The 24,176-nt window shown below is 73.7% G+C and carries 8 protein-coding genes; 6 read left to right on the top strand and 2 right to left on the bottom strand.

Features of this window, described 5'->3' with window-relative positions:
* The first annotated feature begins 397 nt into the window (after nt 1–397).
* Genes ACIHAA_RS25140 through ACIHAA_RS25120 form a run of 5 tightly spaced genes read left to right on the top strand, consistent with a single transcriptional unit; the run spans nt 398 to nt 19,309 of the window.
* Nucleotides 398–5,905: an acyltransferase domain-containing protein gene (locus ACIHAA_RS25140; protein ID WP_399820871.1), complete on the top strand. Its 5,508-nt coding sequence runs from the start codon at nt 398–400 to the stop codon at nt 5,903–5,905.
* A 1-nt stretch (nt 5,906) separates the two neighbouring features.
* On the top strand, nt 5,907–9,377 hold the full coding sequence (locus ACIHAA_RS25135) for a type I polyketide synthase (protein WP_399820870.1): 3,471 nt from the start codon (nt 5,907–5,909) through the stop codon (nt 9,375–9,377).
* The gene (locus tag ACIHAA_RS25130) at nt 9,374–17,650 is read left to right on the top strand and encodes an amino acid adenylation domain-containing protein (RefSeq protein WP_399820868.1); all 8,277 of its coding nucleotides are present in this window, start codon (nt 9,374–9,376) and stop codon (nt 17,648–17,650) included. Before ACIHAA_RS25135 ends, ACIHAA_RS25130 begins: the two co-directional genes overlap by 4 nt.
* On the top strand, nt 17,647–18,777 hold the full coding sequence (locus tag ACIHAA_RS25125) for an LLM class flavin-dependent oxidoreductase (protein WP_399820865.1): 1,131 nt from the start codon (nt 17,647–17,649) through the stop codon (nt 18,775–18,777). The genes ACIHAA_RS25130 and ACIHAA_RS25125 overlap by 4 nt, the downstream gene beginning before the upstream one ends.
* Nucleotides 18,778–18,796: 19 nt before the next feature.
* Nucleotides 18,797–19,309 carry a flavin reductase family protein gene (locus ACIHAA_RS25120; RefSeq protein WP_399820864.1) on the top strand — a complete coding sequence of 171 codons (513 nt, stop codon included), beginning with the start codon at nt 18,797–18,799 and terminating at the stop codon, nt 19,307–19,309.
* A gap of 253 nt (nt 19,310–19,562) precedes the next feature.
* Here the strand turns inward: ACIHAA_RS25120 and ACIHAA_RS25115 are convergent, their stop codons facing one another.
* Together ACIHAA_RS25115 and ACIHAA_RS25110 are read right to left on the bottom strand one after the other, a co-directional pair.
* Nucleotides 19,563–19,928 carry an MmcQ/YjbR family DNA-binding protein gene (locus ACIHAA_RS25115; RefSeq protein WP_399820861.1) on the bottom strand — a complete coding sequence of 122 codons (366 nt, stop codon included), beginning with the start codon at nt 19,926–19,928 and terminating at the stop codon, nt 19,563–19,565.
* A 156-nt stretch (nt 19,929–20,084) separates the two neighbouring features.
* Nucleotides 20,085–21,890, bottom strand: a complete 1,806-nt coding sequence (locus ACIHAA_RS25110) for an APC family permease (RefSeq protein WP_399820858.1) — start codon at nt 21,888–21,890, stop codon at nt 20,085–20,087.
* A 482-nt stretch (nt 21,891–22,372) separates the two neighbouring features.
* Here ACIHAA_RS25110 and ACIHAA_RS25105 point away from each other — a divergent pair, with 482 nt between their 5' ends.
* Nucleotides 22,373–23,803 (top strand): DUF2252 domain-containing protein, encoded by a 1,431-nt coding sequence (locus tag ACIHAA_RS25105; protein WP_399820857.1) that lies wholly within the window; start codon nt 22,373–22,375, stop codon nt 23,801–23,803.
* Nucleotides 23,804–24,176: the final 373 nt, after the last annotated feature.

Raw genomic sequence — 24,176 nt, 5'->3', positions numbered from 1 at the left:
CGCAGCAACGGTCCGTACGAGGGTGCCCGCCGGTCTGTACACCGGCGGGCACCCTCATGTCTTGTGCGCGCGTGAAATCGCCACACGGACTTTACGATTCCGCATTACGCCCGGTAACAGCCTGGGTGAGCTGCGTGGGATTTCCTTGTTCGGAATGCGGTCGAATCGGGCGGAGTTGAGTGCTCCGAATTTGCCGACCTGACCAGGAGTAAAGGTGCTTGACTTGCGGGAGGCTGAATCCGTAGGGTCATGCCCGTCAAGCGACCGCTTTTGAAAAACAGAGGGTCGCTTCGGCGGCTCATTGTGGACGCTTCTTGATCGTTGATCATTCTGCGGCTGTCTATTTCCTAATGCGGGCACTTGAGGTGCCCTGGATCGTTAGGACGGGGGGTACACGGTGTCATTCGGTGATGCCGGTGAAAAGCCGATCTCCATTGATCTCGAAACGCCCGGAGGGGTCGCCTCATGGCTGCGCTCCCGGGTGGCCGAACTGGTCGGCCGGGAGATCGGCGACCGTGACGACGACGAGCTGTTCTCCGGTCTCGGCATGGACTCCATGCGGGCCACAAGCCTGATGGCGGCCCTGTCCCGGGCCACGGGAAAGCACTGGTCACCCGCCCTTTTATGGGCTCACCCCACCATTGGCGCGCTCGCCGCCCGCATCGTCGCCGGGGACGTCCCCGGTGCCGGGCCCGACGCCGGGGGCGCTCCTGCGGCCCGCCGGACGCCGGCCGCGGGATGCCGGGGGCAGGAGCCCGTCGCCGTGGTCGGCATGGCGTGCCGCTTCCCCGGCGCCGACGGCGTCGACGCCTTCTGGAACCTGCTGGAGGAGGGAAAGGACGCGGTCAGGACCGTACCGGAGGGCCGCTGGCCCGTCGGGGCGCCGCGTTCACCCGCCCCGTTCGAAATGACCACCACCGAAGCGGGATTTCTCGACGGGCCGGTCGACGAGTTCGATCCGCTTTTCTTCGGTATTTCCCCGAGGGAAGCCGTGGAGATGGATCCGCAGCAGCGGCTGTTCCTCGAAGTCGCCTGGGAGGCCCTGGAGGACGCGGGAATTACCGAGAGCGATCTCGCGGGCAGCGCCACCGGAGTGTTCGCCGGAGCGATCTGGCACGACTACGCGGATCTCGCCCCCGGCGGCGCCGGAAACCTGTCGTCGCACTCGGCCACGGGCCGGGCCCTGAACATGATCGCCAACCGGCTGTCGTACGTCCTCGGACTCCGCGGGCCGAGCGTGGTCCTCGACTCCGCCTGCTCCTCCTCCCTGCTCGCGGTGCACCTCGCCTGCCAGAGCATCTGGACCGGCGAGTCGTCCATGGCGCTCGCGGGCGGGGTCAACCTGCTGCTGAGCCCCGGCACCATGGCGTCCCTCAGCAAGTTCGGCGGGCTGTCGCCGGACGGCCGCTGCAAGGCCTTCGACGCCCGCGCCGACGGCTTCGGACGCGGGGAGGGCTGCGGGGTCGTCGTCCTCAAACCGCTGTCCCGGGCCCTGGCCGACGGGGACGGCATCTGGTGCACGATCCGTGCGACCGCCGCCAACAACGACGGCCTCAGCAACGGTCTCACCGCCCCCAACCCGGCGGCCCAGGAGGAGGTGCTGCGGACCGCCTACGGCAGGGCCGGGGTGGCGCCGCACGAGGTGCACTACGTGGAGACCCACGGCACCGGCACCGCCCTGGGCGACCCCATCGAGGCCATGGCCCTGGGCGAGGTCCTCGGCAGGGGACGGCCGCAGGACGCGCCGTTGCGCATCGGCTCGGTGAAGACCAACACCGGGCATCTGGAGGCGGCGGCCGGGATCGCCGGATTCATCAAGACCGCCCTGGCGCTCAAGCACCGGCGGGTGCCGCGGAACCTCCACTTCGAGCAGCCCAACCCGCACATCCCCTTCGGTGAACTGCGGCTCCGGGTGCCGACCGAGGCCGAACCCTGGCCCGAGAGCGGCGCGCCGTACGCCGGGGTGAGCGCCTTCGGCTGGGGCGGCACCAATGTCCACGCGGTGCTGGAGGGCTACCGCGATCCCGCCCCGATGGAACTGCCCGCCGTCGCGGCCCGCGGTCTGCCGGGACGGCCCCGGATCGCCTTCGTCTGCTCCCCGTACGGGCAGCAGTGGGTCGGCATGGCACGCGGTCTCTACCGCACCGAGCCGGTCTTCCGGTCCGTCCTGGAGGAGTGCGACCGCGAACTCGCCCGCCACGCGGGCTTCTCGCTCGTCGAGGAACTGTTCCTGGACGAACCGCAGGCCCGCACCGGCGACGTCGGTGTCATGCAGCCCGTCGTCTTCGCCGTCCAGGTGGGGCTCGCCGCCTGGCTGGAGTCCTGCGGGGTACGGCCCGGCGCCGTGGTCGGCCACAGCCTCGGCGAGATCGCCGCCTGTGTCATCGCCGGGGTGCTCGACCTGCCCGACGCGGTACGGCTGGTCCACCACTACAGCGACCAGCAGCGCCGGGTGGCCGGGCCGGACCGCGGGATGGCCGTGGTCGAGCTGGACGCCGACGCGCTTCAGGCGCGGCTCGCCGCGCGGAACTCCCCGGCGTGCGTGGCCGCCCGCAACGGGCCGCGCACCACGGCGCTGGCGGGCGGCCGGGCGGAACTGGAGGAGATCGTCGCCGGGCTCAAGGCGGAGGGCGTGCTGTGCGCCATGATCCGCGTCGATCTGGCCGCCCACAGCCCGGCCATCGACCCCGTCATGGCCGATCTGGAACGGGCCCTCGCGGGCATCGCCGGGCGGCCGGGGCGCATCCCCGTCATCTCCTCGGTCACCGGGCGCCCCCTGGACCCGCGGGACGTGACCCCCGGGTACTTCGCGCGCAATCTGCGGGAACAGGTGCGGCTCGCTGACGCGACGGCGCATCTGCTGCGGGAGAAGTTCGACGTCCTGCTGGAGATCAGCGCCAACCCGGTGCTCGTACCCGCGCTCCAGCAGAGCGCGGACGACTTCGGGCGCACCGCGACGGTCCTGCCCACCATGCGCCGCGGCGACGACGACCGCACGGGCCTGGCCGAAACCCTGGAGGCACTCGCCCGCCTCGGCACGGAGATACGGCTGCCGGGCCGGGGGGACGCGTCGGACGCCGAGTTGTTCGTCCTGTCGGCCAAGTCTGCTGATGCGCTGCGGGAGTTGGCGGGGCGGGCCGCGGTGGGGGTGGGGGGTGGCGGTGGCGCCGAGGTTGCCGACTGCGCCGGGGGTGGTGGGGCCGAGGTCGCCAACCGCGTCGGGGGCGGCGGAGTCGCTGGGAGCGGCGGGCGTGTTGTAGGGGACGGTGGGCTGGCCGGGCTGGTGCGGGCGGCTCTGCCGCGGGCGCAGCATCCGTACCGGCTGGCGGTCGTGGCCCGGGACCGGGAGGAGCTGGCGGACGCCCTGGCGGCGCATGCGCGCGGTGAGCGGACCGCCGGGCTGTACACCTCCGGCCGGGCGGCCGGGAAGCGGCCCCGGGTGGCGTTCGTCTTCCCCGGCCAGGGCTCCCAGTGGCCGGGTATGGGCCGGGAGTTGATGCACCGTGAGCCGGTGTTCCACGCGGCGCTGCGGGAGTGCGACGAGGCGGCCCGAGCCTTTGTGGACTGGTCGGTCCTGGAGCGGCTGACCGCCGTCGCACCGGATCCCGCGGCCGACCGCATCGATGTCGTGCAGCCGGTGCTGTTCGCCGTGGAGGTGGCGCTCGCCGCGCTGTGGCGGTCCTGGGGCGTGGAGCCCGACGCGGTGGTCGGACACAGCATGGGCGAGGTCGCCGCCGCCCATGTGGCCGGAGTGCTGAGCCTGGAGGACGCCGCGCGGATCATCTGTCTGCGCAGCCGTCTGCTGCGCCGTACCAGCGGCCGGGGCGCGATGCTCGCGGTCGAACTCACCATGGAGGAGTCCCACCGGGTCCTCGCCGGGCGGGAGGGCGCCGTCTCCGTCGCGGTCAACAACGGCCCCCGCTCCACGGTGCTGTCCGGGGACCGGGAGGTCCTGGCCGAGGTGGCCCGGGAGCTGGAGGCGGATGACGTCTTCTGCCGCTGGGTGAAGGTGGACGTCGCCTCGCACAGCCCGCAGATGGACCCGCTGCGGCCGGAGCTGCTGTCGGCGCTGGAGGGCCTCGCGCCGCGCCCGGCGGCCGTGCCGGTCTACTCGACCGTCACCGGCGACCTCGTCGGCGGCACGGAGATGACGGCCGCCTACTGGGTGGACAACCTCCGCGAGCCGGTGCTCTTCGGGGACCAGATCGCCCGTCTGGTGCGGGAGGGCGTGGACGCCTTCGCCGAGATGAGCCCGCACCCCATTCTGCTGCCCGCCGTGGAGCAGGTGGCCGCCGGACTCGGCGCCGAGACCGCCGTACTGCCGTCGCTGCGCAGGAACGAGGGCGAGCGGGACACCCTGCTGGCCTCGCTGGGGCGGCTGCATGTGCTGGGCGTCCCGGCCCGGCTGGACCGGGTGGCGACCCCCGCGGCCCGCGGCCGGGGCCTGCCGCACTATCCGTGGCAGCGGGAACGCTTCTGGCACGGGTCGCACGGCGCTCCCGCCGAGACCGGGTCCGCCCCGCTCCAGGGGCTGCTGGGCGAGCGGATCGACTCGGCGGTCCAGCCCGGCACCCACTACTGGCAGACGGGTCTGAACGCCGGGACCGCGGCCGTACGGGACCATCTCATCGGCGGGGCGGCCGTGGTGCCCGGGGCGGCGTTCGTGGACATGGCGCTCAGCGCGGCCCGGCAGGTGCTGCCCGGCGACCGGCATGTGCTGTCCGAGGTGCTGTTCCAGCAGCCGCTGGTGCTTCCCGGGACGGGCAGCGCACGGGTGCAGGCGGTCCTGGAGGGCTCCGGCGAACAGCGGGCGCGGATCCGTTTCTTCGTCTCCGAGGAGAACGGGCCCGTCTGTGTGGCCGAGGCGGAGCTGTCGGCGGCGGACGTACCGGAAACGCCGTCGGCCCCGGCCGACGGGGAGCGCCTCGCCGCGCGGACGGCCGAGACGCTCGACGGCCCCGGCTACTACCGGGCGCTGGCCGCCTGCGGTCTCGGCTACGGCCCCGCCTACCAGGGCATCACCCGGATCGCCCGCGGTGACGGCGAGGCGTTGGCGTGGATCGCGCCGCCGTCCCCGGAGGGCTGGCCCGGCACGGGCCACACGGTGCCGCCCGCGTTGCTGGACTGCGCCCTCCAGACGGCCGTGGCGCCGCTGCTCGGCGCGGACTGGACGACCGAGGGCGGCTTCCTGAGCGAGGGGATGAGCCGGGCGGCGGTCCATGGCACAGCGGCCGGTGAGGTGCGGGCGCATGCCGTGTGCCGGGCGGCGGGCGACGGCAGGTGGGAGGTCGACGTCCTGGTCCTCGCACCGGACGGGACCCCGCTCGCCGAGGTCCTCGGCCTGCGCATCGTCCGCCTCGCGTCCGTTCCCGTGCTCGCCGCGGCCCCGCCCGCCCCGCCGGACGGGAACGGTCGGTCCGGGAGCGCCGGTCCGGCCGCCGCCCCGGGCGCCCTGCGGGAGCGTCTGGCGGCGCTGCCCGGGGGAGCGGAGCGGCGTACGGCGCTGGAGGCGGCGGTGCGGGAGAACGTGGCCCAGGTCGTGAAGCTGCCCGCCCGCCGGGTGGACCCCGACCGGCCGCTGCGGTCCCTCGGCATCGACTCCCTGATGTCGCTGGAGCTGCGCAACCGGCTCGAAGGGACCTTCGGCATCCGGCTGTCGGCCACCCTCATCTGGAACCACCCGACCATCCGGGACCTCGCCCTCTTCCTGGCCGGAAAGCTCGGGCTGGTGCTCGACGAGGAGGGCGGCGACCCGGCTGAGGGCCCGGGGCGCCCGGCGGCGGGGGATCCGGTCGCACCGGCTCCGGCCTCGGACGGTGGTGCAGCGGCCGGGGGAGCCGCGGGCCCCGAGGAACTCCTCGAACGTGAACTCGCCGAGCTCAACGAGCGGATGGAGACCATCTAGCATGAGCGGCACATCCGGGGCGTCCGGGGACCGGGATGCGGCCACGGCCGCACCCCCCGCCGACACCCCCATGACCAAGGCCCTCGCGGCCGTCCGCCAACTGCGCGGCAAGGTCGACGCGTTGGAGCTGGCGAAGCGGGAGGGCATCGCCGTGGTCGGCATGGGATGCCGGCTGCCGGGCGGGGTGAGGTCACCCGACGCCTTCTGGAAGGTGGTCTCCGAAGGCGTCGACACCATCGGCGAGGTCCCCGAGGACCGTTTTGAACTCCGCCCGCCGGGGGGTTCCTCGTCGGGCGGTTCCTCGTCGGGCGGCTCTCCGGCCGACGGGGACGACGGGCCGCTCCCGCTCGGTGGTTTCATCGACGGTGTCGACCGCTTCGACCCCTACTTCTTCGGGATATCCCCGCGCGAGGCGGCCCGGATGGACCCCCAGCAGCGCCACTTCCTCGAAGTGGCCTGGGAGGCGCTGGAGGACGCCGGACTGACCCGGGAGAAGCTCCGGTCCAGCCCGACCGGGGTCTTCGTCGGCGCCAACGCCTCCGACTACCTCCAGCTCCAGCTGGCGGACGCCGCCGTCGACACCTACACCGTGACGGGCGGCACCAACTGCATCATCGCCAACCGGCTGTCGTACGTACTGGACCTGCGCGGGCCCAGCATGACCCTGGACACCGCCTGCTCCTCCTCGCTGGTGGCCGTGCACCTGGCGGCCCAGAGCCTGCGCAACCGGGACTGCGACACGGCCGTCGTCGGCGGCCTCAACCTGATCCTGTCGCCCGCCCTGGCCCGGGCCCACGCCCAGGGGCTGCCGCTGGCCCCCGACGGACGCTGCAAGACCTTCGACGCGGAGGCCAACGGCTACGCCCGCGGCGAGGGCATCGGCGTACTCGTGCTGAAACGGCTGACCGACGCGCAGGCCGACGGCGACCGGATCTGGGCGGTCGTCCGCGGCTCCGCCGTCAACCAGGACGGCCTGACCAACGGACTCACCGCACCCAACGGGCTGTCCCAGCAGCAGGTGATCCGGCAGGCCCTGCGCAACGCCCGCCTCGACCCCTCCCAGGTGACCCTGCTGGAGGCGCACGGCACGGGAACCGCCCTCGGCGACCCCATCGAGGTGGAGGCGCTCGGCTCCGTCTACGGCGCTCCCGGCGCCGACGGCGAGGGCTGCGCGCTCGGCTCGGTGAAGACCAACATCGGCCATCTGGAGGCCGGGGCCGGAATGGCCGGGCTGATCCGGGCCGCGCTGAGCATCCACCACCGCGCCATCGCGCCCCATCTGCATCTGACGAACCTCAACCCGCACATCGACCTCGACGGGACCCGGTTCGTCGTACCGACCTCGCTGCGCCCCTGGACCGTGCCCGACGAACGGCGGCACGCGGCCGTCAGCTCCTTCGGCGCGGGCGGCACCAACGCCCATGTCATCCTCGGCCCCGCCCCGGCGGCGGAGTCCGACAAGCGGCCCCCGGCCGGGGAGGGGCCCTGGCTGCTGCCCATCTCCGCGGCCACCGGCGACGCGCTGGCGCCCCTGGCCCGCGCCTACCGGGACCGGCTGCGGTCCGCCGGGGGCCGCGCCCACCGCTTCGACGACATCGTCCACACGGCGACCCTGCGCCGTACCCGCCACGACCACCGGCTCGCCGTCGTCGCCGGATCGCACCAGGAGGCGGCCGACCGGCTCACCCGGTGGCTGGACGGGGAGGAGGAGCCGGGCGTGGTCACCGGCCGGGCGACCGGAGCGGTGGCCGACGGCACCGTCTTCGTCTTCCCGGGACAGGGCTCCCAGCGGCCCGGCATGGGCCGCGAACTGCTGTACTCCTGCCCGGTGTTCCGCGCGGCGGTCGGCGAGTGCGACGACGCCATGCGCCCCTACCTCGGGGGCCGCTCCATCGTGGACGCGGTGATGCGGCTCGACGGCGACGCGGCCCTGGACCGTATCGATCTGATCCAGCCCGGCCTGTTCGCCCTGGCCGTCGGTCTCGCCGCCCGGTGCCGCTCCCACGGCGTCGAACCGGACGCCGTGGTCGGCCACAGCATGGGGGAGGTGGCGGCCGCGCACATCGCCGGGGCGCTCGGCCTGGACGACGCCGCCCGGGTCATCTGCCGCCGCAGCGCCCTGCTGCGCCGCATCAGCTGCCAGGGCGCGATGCTGGTCGTGGCGCTGCCCCTGGACCAGGCGGGGCGGCTGGTCGAGGACTGCCGGGACCGGGTGTCCGTGGCGGTCAGCAACAGCCCCACCTCCACGGTGCTGTCCGGGGACCCGCGCACCCTGGTCGACCTGGCGGAGACGCTGCGGTCCCGCAATGTCTTCTGCCGCCCGGTGAAGGTCGACGTGGCCTCGCACAGCCCCCAGGTGGATCCGCTGCGCGAGGAACTCCTCGCCGACCTCGCGGGACTGGCGCCCGTACCGTCCCGCATCCCGATCCTGTCCACGGTCACCGGCGAGGCGACCGACGGCTCCGGTTTCGACGCCGAGTACTGGATGCGCAATCTGCGCGAGCCGGTGCTGTTCTGGGACGCCGTGCGGTCGCTCATCGCCCGCGACCACGGGGTGTTCGTGGAGATGAGCCCGCATCCGGTGCTGCTGTCGGCCGTCGAGCAGGGTTTTGAGTCCGGCGAACGCGAGGGGCTCGCCCTGCCGGCCATGCGGCGCGAGGGACCCGAGACGCACGGCATGCTCCGCATCCTCGGCGCCCTCCACACCCACGGCCTGCCCGCGCCCGCCCCCGAGACGCTGCTGCCCGACGGCGGGCGCCCCGTCCCGCTGCCCGCCTACACCTGGCAGCACCAGCGCTTCTGGTTCCGCAGCGCGCGCCCCGCCGACCGCGCGCGGATCCCGGAACCCCTCGCCCCGGCCGCCGAGTCCGCCGTGGTGCCGGGCGCGGAGCCGCGGACCGCGCTGTACGAGCGGCTGGCGGCCGCCGCCGAACGCGGGGCGGTGCTCCGGGAGACCGTGCTGCACGCCGTGGCCGAGGTGCTGGAGATGCCCCCGGAGCGCGTCGACCCGGACGCCGGGTTCTTCCAGATGGGCATGGACTCGATGCTCGCCGCCCGGGTGCGGGTGCAGCTGGAGGCGGGGCTCGGGCGCAGGCTGCCCGCTCCGGTGATGTTCGAACACCCCTCGGTCGAGGCGCTCTCCGCGCATCTGCTGGTCCTCGCCGAACGGCTCCTGGACCGGCACTCCGGCGGACCGGGCCCGCGGCCGCCCGCCGCGACGGACGGCGACACCCCACCGACGACCGGCACCCCACCGGTGACCGACACCGCCGCTAGGAACGACAGGGCCCCCGCGCCCGACAGCGCTGGTCCCGCGACCGGACCCACCGCCCCCGCAACGGACCCCACCGCTGCCACCGACCCCGCCCCCGCCCCCGCCGGCGCCCCCGAGGACCTCTCCGAGGACGAACTCCTCGCCCTGCTGGACGAAGAAGTCCGCGCCTCGACCCGTACCGCAGGAGGATCCCGATGACCGAGCACGGTCGTGAGCGTCAGTCAGTCCTTGCCCGGAGCCTTCAGGAGATCCGGCGGCTGCGCGCCGAACTCGAGGCGGCCGAGCAGGCCGGTTCGGAACCCGTCGCCGTCGTCGGCATGGCCTGCCGCATGCCGGGCGGTGCCGACAGCCCCGAGGCGTTCTGGGAGTTCCTCGACCGGGGCGGCGACGGCATCGGCGACATCCCCGCCGGACGCTGGGACGTCGGGCACTTCTACGACCCCGACCCGGACGCCCCCGGCAAGATGTCCACCCGGCGCGGTGGATTCCTCGACGGCGTCGACCGGTTCGACGCCCCCTTCTTCGGTGTCTCCCCCCGGGAGGCCGCCGCCCTCGACCCCCAGCAGCGGCTGCTGCTTGAGGTGGGCTGGGAGGCCCTGGAGCACGCGGGGCGGTCACCGGAGAGCCTGCGGGGCTCCGACACCGGCGTCTACTTCGGCATCACCACCTACGACTACCTCCAGACGCAGATGCAGCAGGCCGACCCGGCCGAGCTGACCGCCTACAGCCTCACCGGGAACGCCTCCACCTTCGCCGCCGGACGGCTGTCGTACTGGCTCGGTCTCAACGGCCCGAGCCTGTCCGTGGACACCGCCTGCTCCTCCTCCCTGGTCGGGGTGCACCTGGCCTGCCAGAGCCTGCGCTCGGGGGAGACGTCGCTGGCGCTGGCGGGCGGGGTGAACGTACTGCTGTCACCGGAGTGGTTCGTGGTGGCGTCCCAGGCGCACATGCTCGCGGCGGACGGCCGGTGCAAGACGTTCGACGCCCGCGCGGACGGCTATGTCCGCAGCGAGGGCTGCGGCATCGTCGTACTGAAAAGGCTGGCCGACGCGCGGGCGGACGGGGACCGGATCCTCGCCGTGATCCGGGGCTCCGCCGTCAACCACGACGGGCGCAGCAGCGGGGTCACCGTCCCCAACTCGGCCGCGCAGCAGGCGGTGATCCGCCGGGCCCTGCGGGCGGCCTCCGTCGAACCGGCCCAGGTCGGCTATGTCGAGGCGCACGGCACCGGCACCCCCCTCGGCGACCCGCTGGAACTGCGCGCCCTGGACGCCGTCCTGGGCGAGCGCGGCGACGCGGGCCCGCTGCTGGTGGGGTCGGTCAAGACCAACGTGGGCCATCTGGAGCCCGCCGCCGGGGTCGCCGGGCTGATCAAGGTCATCCTGTCGCTGCGCCATGAACGCATCCCCCCGCATCTGCACCTCTCCGAGGTCAACCCGGAGATCGGCATCGAGGATCTCGCCCTGGAGATCCCGGCCGGGGGCCGCCCGTGGCCGCGGGGGGCCGCGCCCCGGATCGCCGGTGTCAGCTCCTTCGGCGCCAGCGGCACCAACGCCCATGTCGTCGTCGAGGAGGCGCCCGAGGACACCGCCGCCGCGGCGGCCGCGGCCGGACCGGAGCGCACGGCGCAGCTGCTGACGCTGTCCGCCCGGTCCCCCGAGGCGCTCACCGCCCTGGCCGCCCGCTACCACGAGCGGCTCGCCGCGGCGGCGGACGGCGAACTCGGCGACCTCTGCTTCACCGCCGCCACCGGCCGCTCGCACCTCTCCCACCGGCTGGCCGTGACCGGGTCCTCCGCCGGGGAGACGGCCCGGCGGCTCGCCGAGTACGCCGCCGGAGGGCGGCCCGCGGGCATCCGGCAGGGCCGCGTCCGGGCCGGGAGCCGGCCGCAGGTGGTCTTCCTGTTCACCGGGCAGGGGGCCCAGTACCCGGGCATGGCCCGCACCCTGTACGCCACGGAGCCGGTCTTCCGGCGGGTCCTCGACGAGTGCGACGCGGTGCTGCGCCCGCTGACCGGCCGCCCGCTGCTGTCCGTGCTCGATCCCGCGCCCGAGGACGCCGGGCTGATCCACGACACCTGCTGGACGCAGCCCGCCCTGTTCGCCGTCGAGTACGCGCTCGCCGAGCTGTGGCGGTCCTGGGGCGTCGAGCCCGCAGCCGTCCTGGGCCACAGCATCGGCGAACTGGTCGCGGCCACCGTCGCCGGGGCCATGGACGTCACCGACGGGCTGCGGCTCGCCGCGCGCCGGGGACGGCTCATGCACGACCTCGCCGGGGACGGCGCCATGGCCGCGGTCTTCGCCGCCGAGGAGCGGGTCGCCCCCCTGCTGCGGCAGCGGGCGGAGGGCGTGTCCGTCGCGGCCGTCAACGGTCCGGAGAGCATCGTCCTGTCGGGCCGCGCACCCGCGCTGGACGAGGTCCTCGCCGAACTGTCCGGGCAGGGCGTGCGAGCCAGGCGGATGACCGCGACCCGCGCCTTCCACTCGCCGCTGGTGGAGCCCGCACTCGACGCGTTCGAACAGGAGGCCGCCAAGGTGGCCTTCCGCGCGCCCCGGATCCCGGTGGTCTCCAATGTCACCGGGCGGATCCTCGACGGCGAGCAGGCGTTCACCGCCCGCTATCTGCGGGAGCACGCCCGCGCGGCCGTACGGTTCCACGAGGGCATGACCACCCTCCACGGGGAGGGCCACCGCCTGTTCCTGGAGGTGGGGCCGGCGCCCACGCTCAGCGGCATGGCACGCCGGTTCCTCGGCCCGGGCACGGATCCGGACGAGGCGCCGCTGTTCCTGCCGTCGCTGCGCCCCCGCCATGACGACTGGCAGGTGCTGCTGGACAGTCTGGGCGCCCTGTACACCCGTGGGGTGGCGGTCGACTGGGATCGCTACGACGCCGGACGCGGCCGCCGCCGCACCGAACTGCCCACCTACGCCTTCCAGCGCGACCGCCACTGGTTCCGGACCGGCAGCCGGGCTGCGACCGGCCTTCAGACGGCGTCCGGCCATGGGACGGTGTCCGGCTCCCCGGCTGCGTCGGGCTCCGGGGCGGAGTACGGTTCCCCGGCGGTGTCCGGTTCCGCGGACGGGCTGTCGCGGACGCTGCTCGGTGAGCGGGCCGCCTCCCCGCTGCCGACCGCCCAGTTCGCCGCCACCCTCGCCGCCGAGTCCCATCCGTGCCTGGGCGACTGCGTGATGGACGGACTGCCGGTGGTCAACATCGGGGTCTATCTGGAGACCGCCCTGGAGGCGTCCCGGCTGCTCCACGGCCCGGGCCCGGTGCTGGTCGAGGACTGCCTGGTGCTCCAGAGCATGGTCCTCGAACCCGGGGAGCGCGCCGAGGTGCAGCTCCTGGTGGACGAGACAGCCCCCGGCGGGGCCGCCGTCTACCGCTACTTCGCCGCCCCCTCCGGCGCCGACGGCGACCCCGGCTCCTGGACCCTGCACGCGCAGGGCAGGATCGGCCCGGCCTCCCCGGCCGCGACGCCCGCCGATCTGGACGCCCTGCGCGGGCGGCTCACCCGGGAGATGTCCGGCGACGACTTCCACCGCCGCATGTGGCGGCGGAAGCTGTATCTCGGGCCGTCCGCCCAGTGGATCGAGCACATCCACGGCGGCGACGGGGAGGCGCTGGCCCGGATGCGGCCGCCGCGCCCCGACGAGAAGGACGCCTATCTGCTGCACCCCGGCCTGACCGACGCCCTGTTCCAGACCCTGTTCGCCTGCCTGCCCCCCGACACCCCGGCGGACGCCACCTACCTCCTCGTCGGCATCGACCGCTTCCTCCTGCACCGCGCCCCGGACGACGGCCCCACCCACTGCCGGGTCCGGCTGCTGCCGTCCTCGGACCCGGCCGCGATGCTGCTCGCCGAGGCCGTCCTCTACGACGACGAGGGGCAGCCGCTGGCCGAGGCGGACGGGGTGTGTCTGCGGCGCGCCGACCGCGGGCAGCTGCTGCGCCCGGGCCCCTCCCGGGAGCGGCCCGCTCCCCGCGCCCTTCCGCAGCCTCCCGCCGGGCAGCCGGTCCCGGACGGCCCCGACGCCGTACGGGAGCTGGTGGCGCGGACGGTGGCCCGGGCCCTCGGCAGTGACGCGTCCGGCCTGGATGTCCATGAGCCGTTGCAGAACCTGGGCCTGGACTCGCTGATGGCCCTGGAGGTCAAGGAGGCCCTCGCCGCCCGGCTCGGCGTGTCCCTGCCGCTGGTGATCTTCCTCGACGGGCGCAGTACGCACACCCTCGGCACGGAGATCCTCGGCCTGCTCGGCACCGGCGCCAGCACCGGCGACAGCAGCGGGGACAGCACCGACGGCAGCACCGGCGACGGCATGGGCCACGGCGCCGGCCGGGGCACAGGGGGCGGCACCGGCGACGGCACCGGGGAGTCCGGTACGGCCCGGCCGTCCCGGGCCGGGCGCGGCGCCCTGCCGGTCCTCGTCCCCGACCCCCCCGCCCGGCACGAGCCGTTCCCGCTGACCGACCTCCAGCAGGCCTATCTGGTGGGCCGCTCCAGCGCCTTCGAACTCGGCAACGTCTCCACGTACTTCTTCCTGGAGGTCGACGTCGAGGACACCGACCTCACCCGCCTCACCGACGCACTGCGACTCATGATCGCCCGGCACGACATGCTGCGCGCCGTCATGACCGAGGACGGCCACCAGCGGGTCCTGGCCGACGTACCGCCGTACGAGATACGCACCACCGACCTGCGCGCCCACCACGGCGACGAGCGGGAGCGGCTGCTGCGGGGCATCCACGAGGAGGTCCGCGACCAGGTCTTCGACACCACCCGCTGGCCGCTGTTCGATGTGCGGGCCACCCTGCTCGACGACCGGCGCACCCGGCTGCACATCGGCCTGGACGCCCTGATCATCGACGCCTGGAGCACCTCCCTGCTGTTCCGCGAATGGGCGGCCGCCTACCGCGGCGGGGCGGCCGCACTGCCCGAACTGCCCCTCACCTACCGGGACTACGTGGTCACCGCCCGCTCCCTGGAGGGCACCCCGCCGCACACCGCGTCCCTGGAGTACTGGCGCGCACGCATCGACACCCTGCCGCCCGCACCCGAACTGCCCCTCGCGGGCAACCCGGCCTCCCTCGACCGGCCGGTCTTCACCCACCGCTCCCACCGCATCCCGGCCGAGGACTGGGCCCGCTTCAAGCAGCGGGCGGCCGCTCTCGGCGTCACCCCCTCCGCGGCCCTGTGCACCGCCTACGCCCAAGTGCTCGCCGCCTGGAGCAAATCCAGCCGCTTCACCCTCAACCTGCTGTTCTTCAACCGGCTTCCGCTGCACCCGGACGTCGGCAGCGTCGTCGGCAACTTCAGCGCCACCACCCTGCTGGAGATCGACAGCACCGCCGCCGACGGCTTCGCCGTACGCGCCGACCGCATCCAGAAGCAGCTGTGGAACGACCTGGAACACAGCCATGTCAGCGGTGTGGAGGTGCTGCGCGAACTCCAGCGGGCGCGCGGCGGAGCGGGCCGGGCCGCCATGCCCGTGGTGTTCGCCAGCACCGTCAACTTCGCCGCCAAGGAGGACTCCGCGGCCGCCACCGGCCTCACCCAGCACCTGACCTCCCTCGGCAGCGCCGGGCAGGAGGTGTCCACCTCGATCCGCACCCCCCAGGTGTGGCTGGACCACCAGGTCGTCGAGGACGCCGGGGCCCTCGTGGTGAACTGGGACGCCGTCGAGGAGATCTTCCCCGAGGGCATGATCGACGCGATGTTCGCGGCCCATGTGGACGTCCTGCGCGGGCTGTGCCACGACCCGGACGCCTGGCAGCGGCCCGCCCCGGTCCTGGTCCCCGACACCGACCTCGCGGTGCGCCGGGCCGTCAACGCCACCGACGCACCCCTTCCCACCGGACTGCTGCACCAGCCGTTCACCGAGCAGGCCGCCGCCCACCCCGCCCGCACCGCCGTCATCGCCCCCGGCCGCACCCTCACCTACGGCGAACTCGACGCCCGTACCGACCTGCTGGGCCACTGGCTCCGCGAGCAGGGCGCACGCCCGGGCACCCTGGTCGGCATCGTCATGGAGAAGGGCTGGGAGCAGATCGCCGCCGCCGTCGGCGTACTGAAGTCCGGGGCCGCCTACGTGCCCGTCGACGCCGCCGTACCCGCCGAACGCCTCAGGCTGCTGCTGGAGTCCGCCGGAATCACCCTCGTCCTCACCCAGCAGCGGGTGGAGGAACGCACCGCCTGGCCCGACGGCACCGTACGCCTCAGCGTCGACCGCCCCGGCCCCCGGCCCACGGACACCACACCCCTGACCCCGTCCCCGGCCCGCCCGGACGACCTCGCCTACGTCATCTTCACCTCCGGGTCCACCGGCACCCCCAAGGGCGTGATGATCGAACACACCGGCGCCCTGAACACCTGCCTCGACATCAACGAACGGTTCTCCGTCACCGCCGACGACCGGGTCCTCGCCCTGTCCGCGCTGAACTTCGACCTCTCCGTCTACGACATCTTCGGCGTCCTCGCCGCGGGCGGCGCCGTCGTACTGCCGGAACCCGCCGCCCAGCGGGAGCCCGGCCGCTGGGCGCAGCTCGTCACCGAGCACCGCGTCACCCTGTGGAACAGCGTCCCCACCCTGATGGAGATGTTCACCGAACACGCCCTCGCCGAGGGCCTCGGCCCCGCCCTCCCGCTGCGCACCGTGATGATGAGCGGCGACTGGATCCCCGTCACCCTCCCCGACCGCATCCGCGCCCTGGTGCCCGACGCGGCCGTATGGAGCCTGGGCGGCGCCACCGAGGCCTCCATCTGGTCGATCCTGCACCCCGTCACCGACGTCGACCCGGCCCGCGCGAGCATCCCCTACGGCACACCGATGCGCAGCCAGCAGTTCCACGTCCTCAACGACGCGATGCAGCCCTGCCCCGTCTGGGTGCCCGGCCGGCTCTGCATCGGCGGCGCCGGACTCGCCCGCGGCTACCTCGGCGACGAGGCCAAGACCCGTGCCGCCTTCGTCCGCCACCCGGCCACCGGGGAACGCCTCTACCGCACCGGCGACCTCGGCCGCTATCTGCCCGACGGCACCATCGAGTTCCTCGGCCGCGAGGACTTCCAGGTGAAGGTCCAGGGCTACCGCATCGAACTCGGCGAGATCGAGGCCGCCCTCGCCCAGTGCGCCGGGGTCCGCGCCGCGGTGGTGTCCGCCGTGGGCGAGCGGCAGGGCGCCAAACAACTCGTCGCCCACGCCGTCCTCGACGAGGGCCACGACCCGGCCGCCGCCCCCGACCGGCTGCGCGAAACCCTGGGCAAGACACTGCCCGCCTACATGGTCCCGCAGCACATCCTGATCCTGGACGCGCTGCCGCTCACCGCGAACGGCAAGGTCGACCGCACGGCACTGCCGCAGCCCGGCACCCGCCCCGACGACGACCAGGCCGCCGTCGCCCCCCGCGACGCCATCGAGGCCGAACTCGCCTCCATCTGGACCGAGTTCTTCCCCGACACCCCCTTCGGTGTGCACACCGGGTTCTTCGCCCTCGGCGGGAACTCCCTGCTCGCGGTGCGGCTCATGGCCAGGATCGGCGCCCGCCTGAAGCGCTCACTGCCCCTCTCGGTCCTCTTCGCCCGGCCGACCATCGCCACCCTCGCGGAAGCCGTCCGCGACACCGGCGCCACCACCGCCCGCACCGCACTCGTCCCCATCCGCACCGAGGGAAGCCGCCCCCCGCTCTTCTTCGTCCACCCCGTCGGCGGCGACGTCCTCTGCTACGCCGAACTTGCCCAACTCCTCGACCCGGAGCAGCCGTTCTATGCCCTCCAGGTGCCCGACGGCCCCGAGCTGACCACCGTCGCCGACCTCGCCGCCCACTACGCCGACGCCGTCACCGAGGCGTATCCCGAGGGCCCCTGCCGGCTCGGCGGCTGGTCCATGGGCGGTGTGGTGGCCCTGGAGACCGCCCGGCACCTCACCCGCGCGGGCCGCCACGTCGAATCCGTCACCGTCATCGACCTCATGGAACCGCCGGGTCCCGCCGCGGGGGAGCCCGTCGACGACGCCGTACTGCTGTCCTGGTTCGCCCGCGACCTCGCGGGCCTGGGCGGACACACCTGGGAACCCGACCCGGCCGCCTTCCGCACCGCGGGCGCCCTGCCCGACGCGCTGGCCGCACTCCACACCGAGGCCCGCCACCGCTCCGTCCTCCCGCCCGACCTGGACACCGCCACCCTCGCCGCCATCTACGCACGCTTCGCCCGCAACTTCCGGGCCCTGCTCGCCCACGAGCCCCACCCCTACCCGGGCCCCGTCCGCTTCCTGCGCGCACAGGACGGCGCCCCGGACACCGCGGTGACCGCCTGGAAGGCCCTCTTCCCGCACGACACCCGGATCGTCGACCTGCCCGGCGACCACTACACCGTCATGCAGCAACCCCGGCTGCGCCGCCTCGCGGACGAGCTGACCTCCTGGCTCGACCACGCCCGCACACCGTCACGACACGACAACGAAGGAAGCCAGCGATGACTCTCCGCTTCGGCGCGTTCATCCCGCCTTTCCACTCCCTCGACGAGGATCCCACCACCGCCTTCTGGCGCGACCTGGACCTCATCGAGTGGCTGGACGTGCTCGGCATCGACGAGGCCTGGGTGGGCGAGCACCACTCCGGCGGCTGGTCCACCGTCAGCTCCCCGGAGGTCTTCCTCGCCGCGGCGGCCGAACGGACCCGCCGGATCAAACTCGGCACCGGAGTCGTCAGCCTGCCCTACCACCACCCCCTCACCGCCGCCAACCGCATCGTGCAGCTGGACCACCAGAGCCGGGGCCGCGCCATGTTCGGCATGGGCGCCGGAGTGTCCCCCGCGGACGCCCACATGATGGGCATCGCGGCGGGCGACCAGCGCCGCATGATGGCCGAGTCCCTCGACGCCCTGGTGCAGCTGCTCACCGGCGACGAACCGGTCACCGTCAAGACCGACTGGTTCGAACTCCGCGACGCCCGCCTCCACCTCAAGCCCTACACCAGGCCCTGCTTCGACATGGCCGTCGCCAGCGCGGGCTCCGAACGGGGCATGCGCCTGGCCGGACGGTACGGCCTCGACGCGCTCACCTTCGCCGGACGCCCCGGCATGGAGGAACCGCCCCTGGCCCGGCTGTGGGCGGCCGCGGAGGACGAGGCGGCCCGGTACGGAAAGACCGTCGACCGCGCCAAGTGGCGTGTCGCCATCTGCGTCCACATCGCGGAGACCCGCGAAGAGGCCCTCGGCCAGGTCCGCGACGGCATGACCCGCTGGTTCCGCGAGTACGTCCGGGACACCGTCGGCGCCCAGGCCAGCCTTCCCGTGGGCCGCGAGGCGGAGGTCGCCGTGGAGACCCGGACCGCCATCATCGGCTCCGTCGACGACGCCATCGAGTCCGTCCAGCGCATGCTCGACGACAGCGGAGGCTTCGGCACGCTGCTCGTCAACACCCAGGACTGGGCCACCCGCGAACAGACCAGGCGCAGCTACGAACTCCTCGCCCGCTATGTGGCCCCGCACTTCACCGGCGCCCTGACCAGCCGACGCGCCTCACAGCAGTGGGTGTCGGAACAGAAGGACGACTTCGCCGCCCAGGCACGGGACGCCGCCCGGCAGTCCCCGTCCGGCCGATAGCCCCCAGCGGGAGGTACGCATGGTGAGCACACAGATCGGAGACAGCCCGCCCGCGGTGGGCGGCGCGGAGTTCCGCGAGGCGATGTCCTTCCTCGCGGCACCGCTGACCGTCGTCACGGCCCGGGACACCGACGGACGTCCATGGGGCTTCACCGCCAGCTCGGTGACCTCCGTGTCCCTCGATCCCCCACTCCTCCTCGTCGGGATGTCGCAGACGTCCAGCTGCTTCGGGGCCCTGTCCCGGGCGGCCGAGTTCAGCGTCAACATCCTCGGGGACGATCACCGGGAACTGGCCCGGACCTTCGCCGCCAGGGGAGTCGACCGGTTCTCGGGGGTGCCCCTGGCCGACTGGCCCGGCTCGACCGTGCCGTACCTCGCCGACATCGCGATCGCCCTGCGGTGCGTGGTGGCCCGCCGCATCCCCGTCGGCGACCACACCCTGCTCGTCGGGGAACTGTCCGGGATGCACAACCGGGGCACGGCGGCACCGCCCCTGGTCTGGTACCGGCGCGACTTCCGGACCCCTCGCTGAACCCCGTCCCCTCCCTCCCACCAGGACTTCCGGGCAGGTGCACAGCAGCGCATCCGCCGCCCGGAGGGCGCACCCCGCGCCGAACGGGATCCGTCGGCACGGGGGACCGGCCGCCGCCCACCGCCCGGCGGCCATGACGCCACCGACCCCCGCCCGGACCCCTCCCATCCGAGGGGCCCGGGCGGGGCAGGGGCGACGCACAGGAGGAGGGCGGGAGGCCACGCACAGGAGGGAGGCGGGTCGGGCCGTTCACTCAGGGACGGTCGAGGCGCAGCCGTGCGGCACGCGGCAGACCCGCGACGACCAGGTCGTAGGAATCCTCCACCAGCTCCCGCACCAGCCGGTCCGGCAGCCCGCCGTCCAGCGTCACCGTGTTCCAGTGACGCTTGTTCATGTGCCACCCCGGGACGATCAGCCCCGGATGCTCGCCCCGCAGCCGCAGCGCGTCCTCCGGGTCGCACTTCAGATTCGCCGTCAGCGGCCGGGCGTCCAGGCTCGTCAGGGCGAAGGCCTTGCCCAGCACCTTGAAGACGGACAGCTCCCGGAAGGAGGAGAAGGGGAACTCCTCCACCGCCGCGTTGAAGGACAGACAGAAGGAACGCATCTGCTCGGGAGTCACTCCGGAGCCTCCTCGTCCACGGCGGCAGAAGCCCCATTGGACCACGCCGGGTCCGACGGCCCTTACGGCCCCGCGACTACGGTCCTTAGGGCCCCGCGACTACGGTCCTTAGGGCCCCGAGACCTCACGATCCGACGACCCCACGACCTCCCGACCTCACGCCGGAAGCTCCAGACGGAACCGCAGTCGGCAGATGACCGCACCGGTGTGCCGGCGGATCGCCCGGTCCAGCACCGCACCCCGCTGGTTCTGCAACAACCGCAGCCACGGCCGGGGCAGATGCATCTCCGGAATGACCACCACCAGACGCTCGTACCGGCCCTCGGCACCCACCGCCCGCAGATAGTCCACGAGCGGACGGGTCAACGACCGGGACGGCGTCCGCACCACCGACAGCGGAACCTCCGGCCCCCAGGCACTCCACGCCTCACACAGCTCCTCGGCCCGTGCGTCCGGCCCCTCGGTGTGCACCACGGTCACCGCCCGCACCTCGTCCCCCAGCGACAGCGCCGCACCCAGCGCCTCCCGGGTCAGCACATTCACCGCCCCGACCGGAACCACCACCAGCGTCCGGCACCGCCGCGGCCGCCCCGGCAGCTCCCCCAGATGCAGCGCCGCACCGATCCGCCCGTACGCCCGGCGGACCGACACGAACAGGGCGACCAGCACCGTCACCGCCACCAGCACCAGCCAGCCCCGCTCACGGAACTTCGCCGTCAGCTCGATCACCAGGGCCGCGGCGGTCAGCACCGCCCCCAGACCGTTGAGCGCCGCCCGCCAGCGCCAGCCCGGACCGCCGTCCAGCCACCAGTGCCGCACCATCCCCGCCTGCGACAGCGTGAACCCGATGAAGACCCCGATCGCGAACACCGGCACCAGTGCCTGGGTGTCCCCCTCCACGGCCACCAGCAGCACCAGCGCCACCACGGCCAGAACCACCACGCCGTACCGGTAGACCTGCCGGTCGGCCCGCAGCCAGAAGACATGCGGCAGACAGTTGTCCCGGGCCAGCAGCGACGCCAGCACCGGCAGCCCCCCGAACGACGTGTTCGCCGCCAGCGCCAGCAGCACCATCGTCGCGAACTGCACCACGTAGAAACCCACGCTGTGACCGATCGACGCCTCCGTCAGCTGCGCCAGCACCGTCTTCGCCGGATCGGGCGCCACATGGAACCTGCTGATCAGAAACGACAACCCGAGCAGCATCGCCCCCAGCAGACCGCCCAGCGCCACCTCCGTGCGCTGCGCCCTCCGCACCCGCGGCGAACGGAACGTGGGCACGGCGTTCGCGATCGCCTCTACCCCGGTCAGCGCCGAACAGCCCGAGGCGAAGGCGTGCAGAAGCAGCAGCAGGCCCACACCCTGCACCGCACCGGCCGACGGATGCGTGGGCTGCGCGACCGGCTGGGAGCGCAGCAGCCCCGCCGCGATCACCGTGAACACCGCCGCGATGAACACCCCGGTCGGCACCATCATCAGCCGCGCCGACTCCGCCGCCCCGTACAGATTCACCGCCGTGATCAGCGCCAGCACCAGCACGCACCACAGCACCCGGTCCCTGTACAGCTCCGGATACGCCGAGGTCAGCGCCGCCACACCGGCGGACACCGAGACCGCCACATTCAGCACATAGTCGATGATCAGCGAGGCCGCGGCCACCAGACCGGCCCCCCGCCCCAGATGCCGCCCCGCCACCGCATACGCCCCGCCGCCGTTCGGAAAGGCCGCGATGACCTGCCGGTACGAGAACGTCAGCGCGGTCAGCAGCACCACGATCGCCGCCGTCACCGGCACCGTGTACCCCAGACCCACACTGCCGGCCACCGCCAGCACGATCACAATGGCTTCCGGCCCGTACGCCACGGACGCCAACGCGTCCAGCGACAGCGCCGCCAGCCCCTCCGGCGCGGTCAGCCGGTCCCGCTCGTGCCCGCCCCCCGTCCCGTGCTCGCTCGCAGCCATGGGGCCCCGCTCTCCTCGCACCGTGCGACCCGCCACGCCCGCCCGCGCGGCCCCTGCCGTACAGCCGCATCATGCCCGGCCCCCGCCCCGGCCGCCGTGCGGCACGTCCACTTGGCCCTGCACCGGACACGCCCCGGGCACCACACCGCACACCGACCGGCCCGACCAGGTTGTCCACAACCCCGCACTTGTCCACAGCCCCTGACACTCCCCCGGCCCCCCGCTGTACGGTCATCCGCAGTTGCTGTCCCCACCACCGCAGCACCGCAGCACAGCAGCACACGGCTGCGGTGTTGCGGCGCTACGGCGGACGGGCGGACGGTGCTCCGGCAGACGGCCACGGCACCGGCGGACAAGCAGCAGCGACAAGCGAACAACCAATGAGCGAACACCCGATGAGCGGACGCACGCGCCACAAGCGGACGCGCAGCGAGTGGACGCGCAGCACTCGGACGAACGAACCAACGGGGGAGGCGGTCGACATGGCCGGGACCAGCACGACGACAGAGGCGGCACTGCCGTCACAACGGCGCAGGATCTCCGCGGTGCGCGGCTTCGCACCATGGCCCGCGCCGGAAACACCCAAGGACGAGGGCAAGGCACTGCGCGCCCGGGTCCGACGCGGCGCCCACGCCGACCTCGTGATCGACGCCGACCGCCCCGACGCGGTCGCCGCCGTCGAGGAGTCCAACCACGGCCGCCTCCCCGAACTCACCCCCATCCGCGTCGGAAGGATGGCCGCCACCCCCTTCGCCTTCCTGCGCGGCTCGGCCGGACTCATGGCCCACGACCTCGCCCGCACCCCCACCACCGGGATCCGCGCCCAGATCTGCGGCGACGCCCACGCGGCCAACTTCGGACTCTACGCAGACGCCCGCGGCAGCCTCGTCATCGACCTGAACGACTTCGACGAGACGGTCCACGGCCCCTGGGAATGGGACCTCAAACGCCTCGCCACATCACTGGTCCTGGCCGGCCGCGAAGCCGGAGCCGACGAGGACACCTGCCGCGCGGCAGCCCAGGACGCGGCCGGCGCCTACCGGCGCACCATGCGCCTGCTCGCCAAACTCCCCGTCCTGGACGCATGGAACGCGATAGCCGACGAGGAACTCGTCTCCCACACCGACGCCCACGACCTGCTCGGCACCCTGGAAAGAGTCTCCGAAAAGGCACGCGCCAACACCAGCGGACGCTTCGCGGCCAAATCCACCGAGCCGGTCGAGGACGGCGGCCGCCGCTTCCTGGACGCACCACCCGTACTGCGCCGCATACCCGACGCGGAGGCCACCGCCGTCGCCGCGTCACTGGAGCACTATCTGACGACCCTCTCCGAAGACCGCCTGCCGCTCCTCGGACGGTACGCCGTGCACGACGTCGCCTTCCGGGTCGTCGGCACCGGCAGCGTCGGCACCCGCTCCTATGTGGTGCTGCTCCTCGACCACCGCGGCGAGCCGCTGGTCCTCCAGGTCAAGGAGGCCCGACCGTCCGCCCTGCTCCCGCACCTGGCAACGGCCGGCCACCCGGTGCCGCAGGCGGAGCACGAGGGCCGCCGCGTCGTACTCGGCCAGAAGCGCATGCAGGTCGTCAGCGACATCCTGCTGGGCTGGACAACGGTCGAAGGCCGCCCCTACCAGGTACGGCAGTTCCGCAACCGCAAGGGCAGCGTCGACCCCGCCGCACTGGCCGCCGACCAGGTCGACGACTACGCCCGCATGACCGGAGCACTGCTGGCCCGCGCCCACAGCCACAGCGCCGACCCGCGCCTGATAGCCGGCTACTGCGGCAAGAACGAGGAACTGGACGAAGCCATCGCGGCCTTCGCCATGGCCTACGCGGACCGCACAGAGGCAGACCACTCGGCACTGGTGGCCGCTGTGCGGAGTGGGCGGGTGGAGGGGGAGATGGGGGTTTGATGCGGGTTTGACCCGGTCTTGATCGGGGTTGGTTCTGGGGGTGGTGGGGGTGGGGGCTGACAGTCGATCGGGGGGAGGGGAGGGGGGCGGGGGAGGGGGGAGCCCCCCCAAGCCCGCGCCGATCGTTCTGGGGCCCCCCCCCCCCCCCCCCCCCCCCCCCCCCCCCCCCCCCCGGCGCCCCCGGGGGGGGGGGCGGCCCCCCCCCCCCCCCGGGGGGGGGGGGGGGGGCGGGGGGGGGGGGGGGCCGGGCCGGGGGGGGGGGGGGCCGGGGGGGGGGGGGGGGGGGGGGGGGGTGTGGAGCGCGGTGGGGGTGTGAGGCGCGGAGGAGATGTGGGACCCAGGGGGCGTGGGAGGCGTGAGAGGCGTGCGGGAG

Source organism: Streptomyces sp. NPDC052040 (assembly GCF_044548405.1).
In the GTDB taxonomy this organism is placed as follows: Bacteria; Actinomycetota; Actinomycetes; order Streptomycetales; family Streptomycetaceae; genus Streptomyces.
Note: the sequence above shows the minus strand (reverse complement) of the source record. Positions and strands in the feature narration are given on the sequence as shown.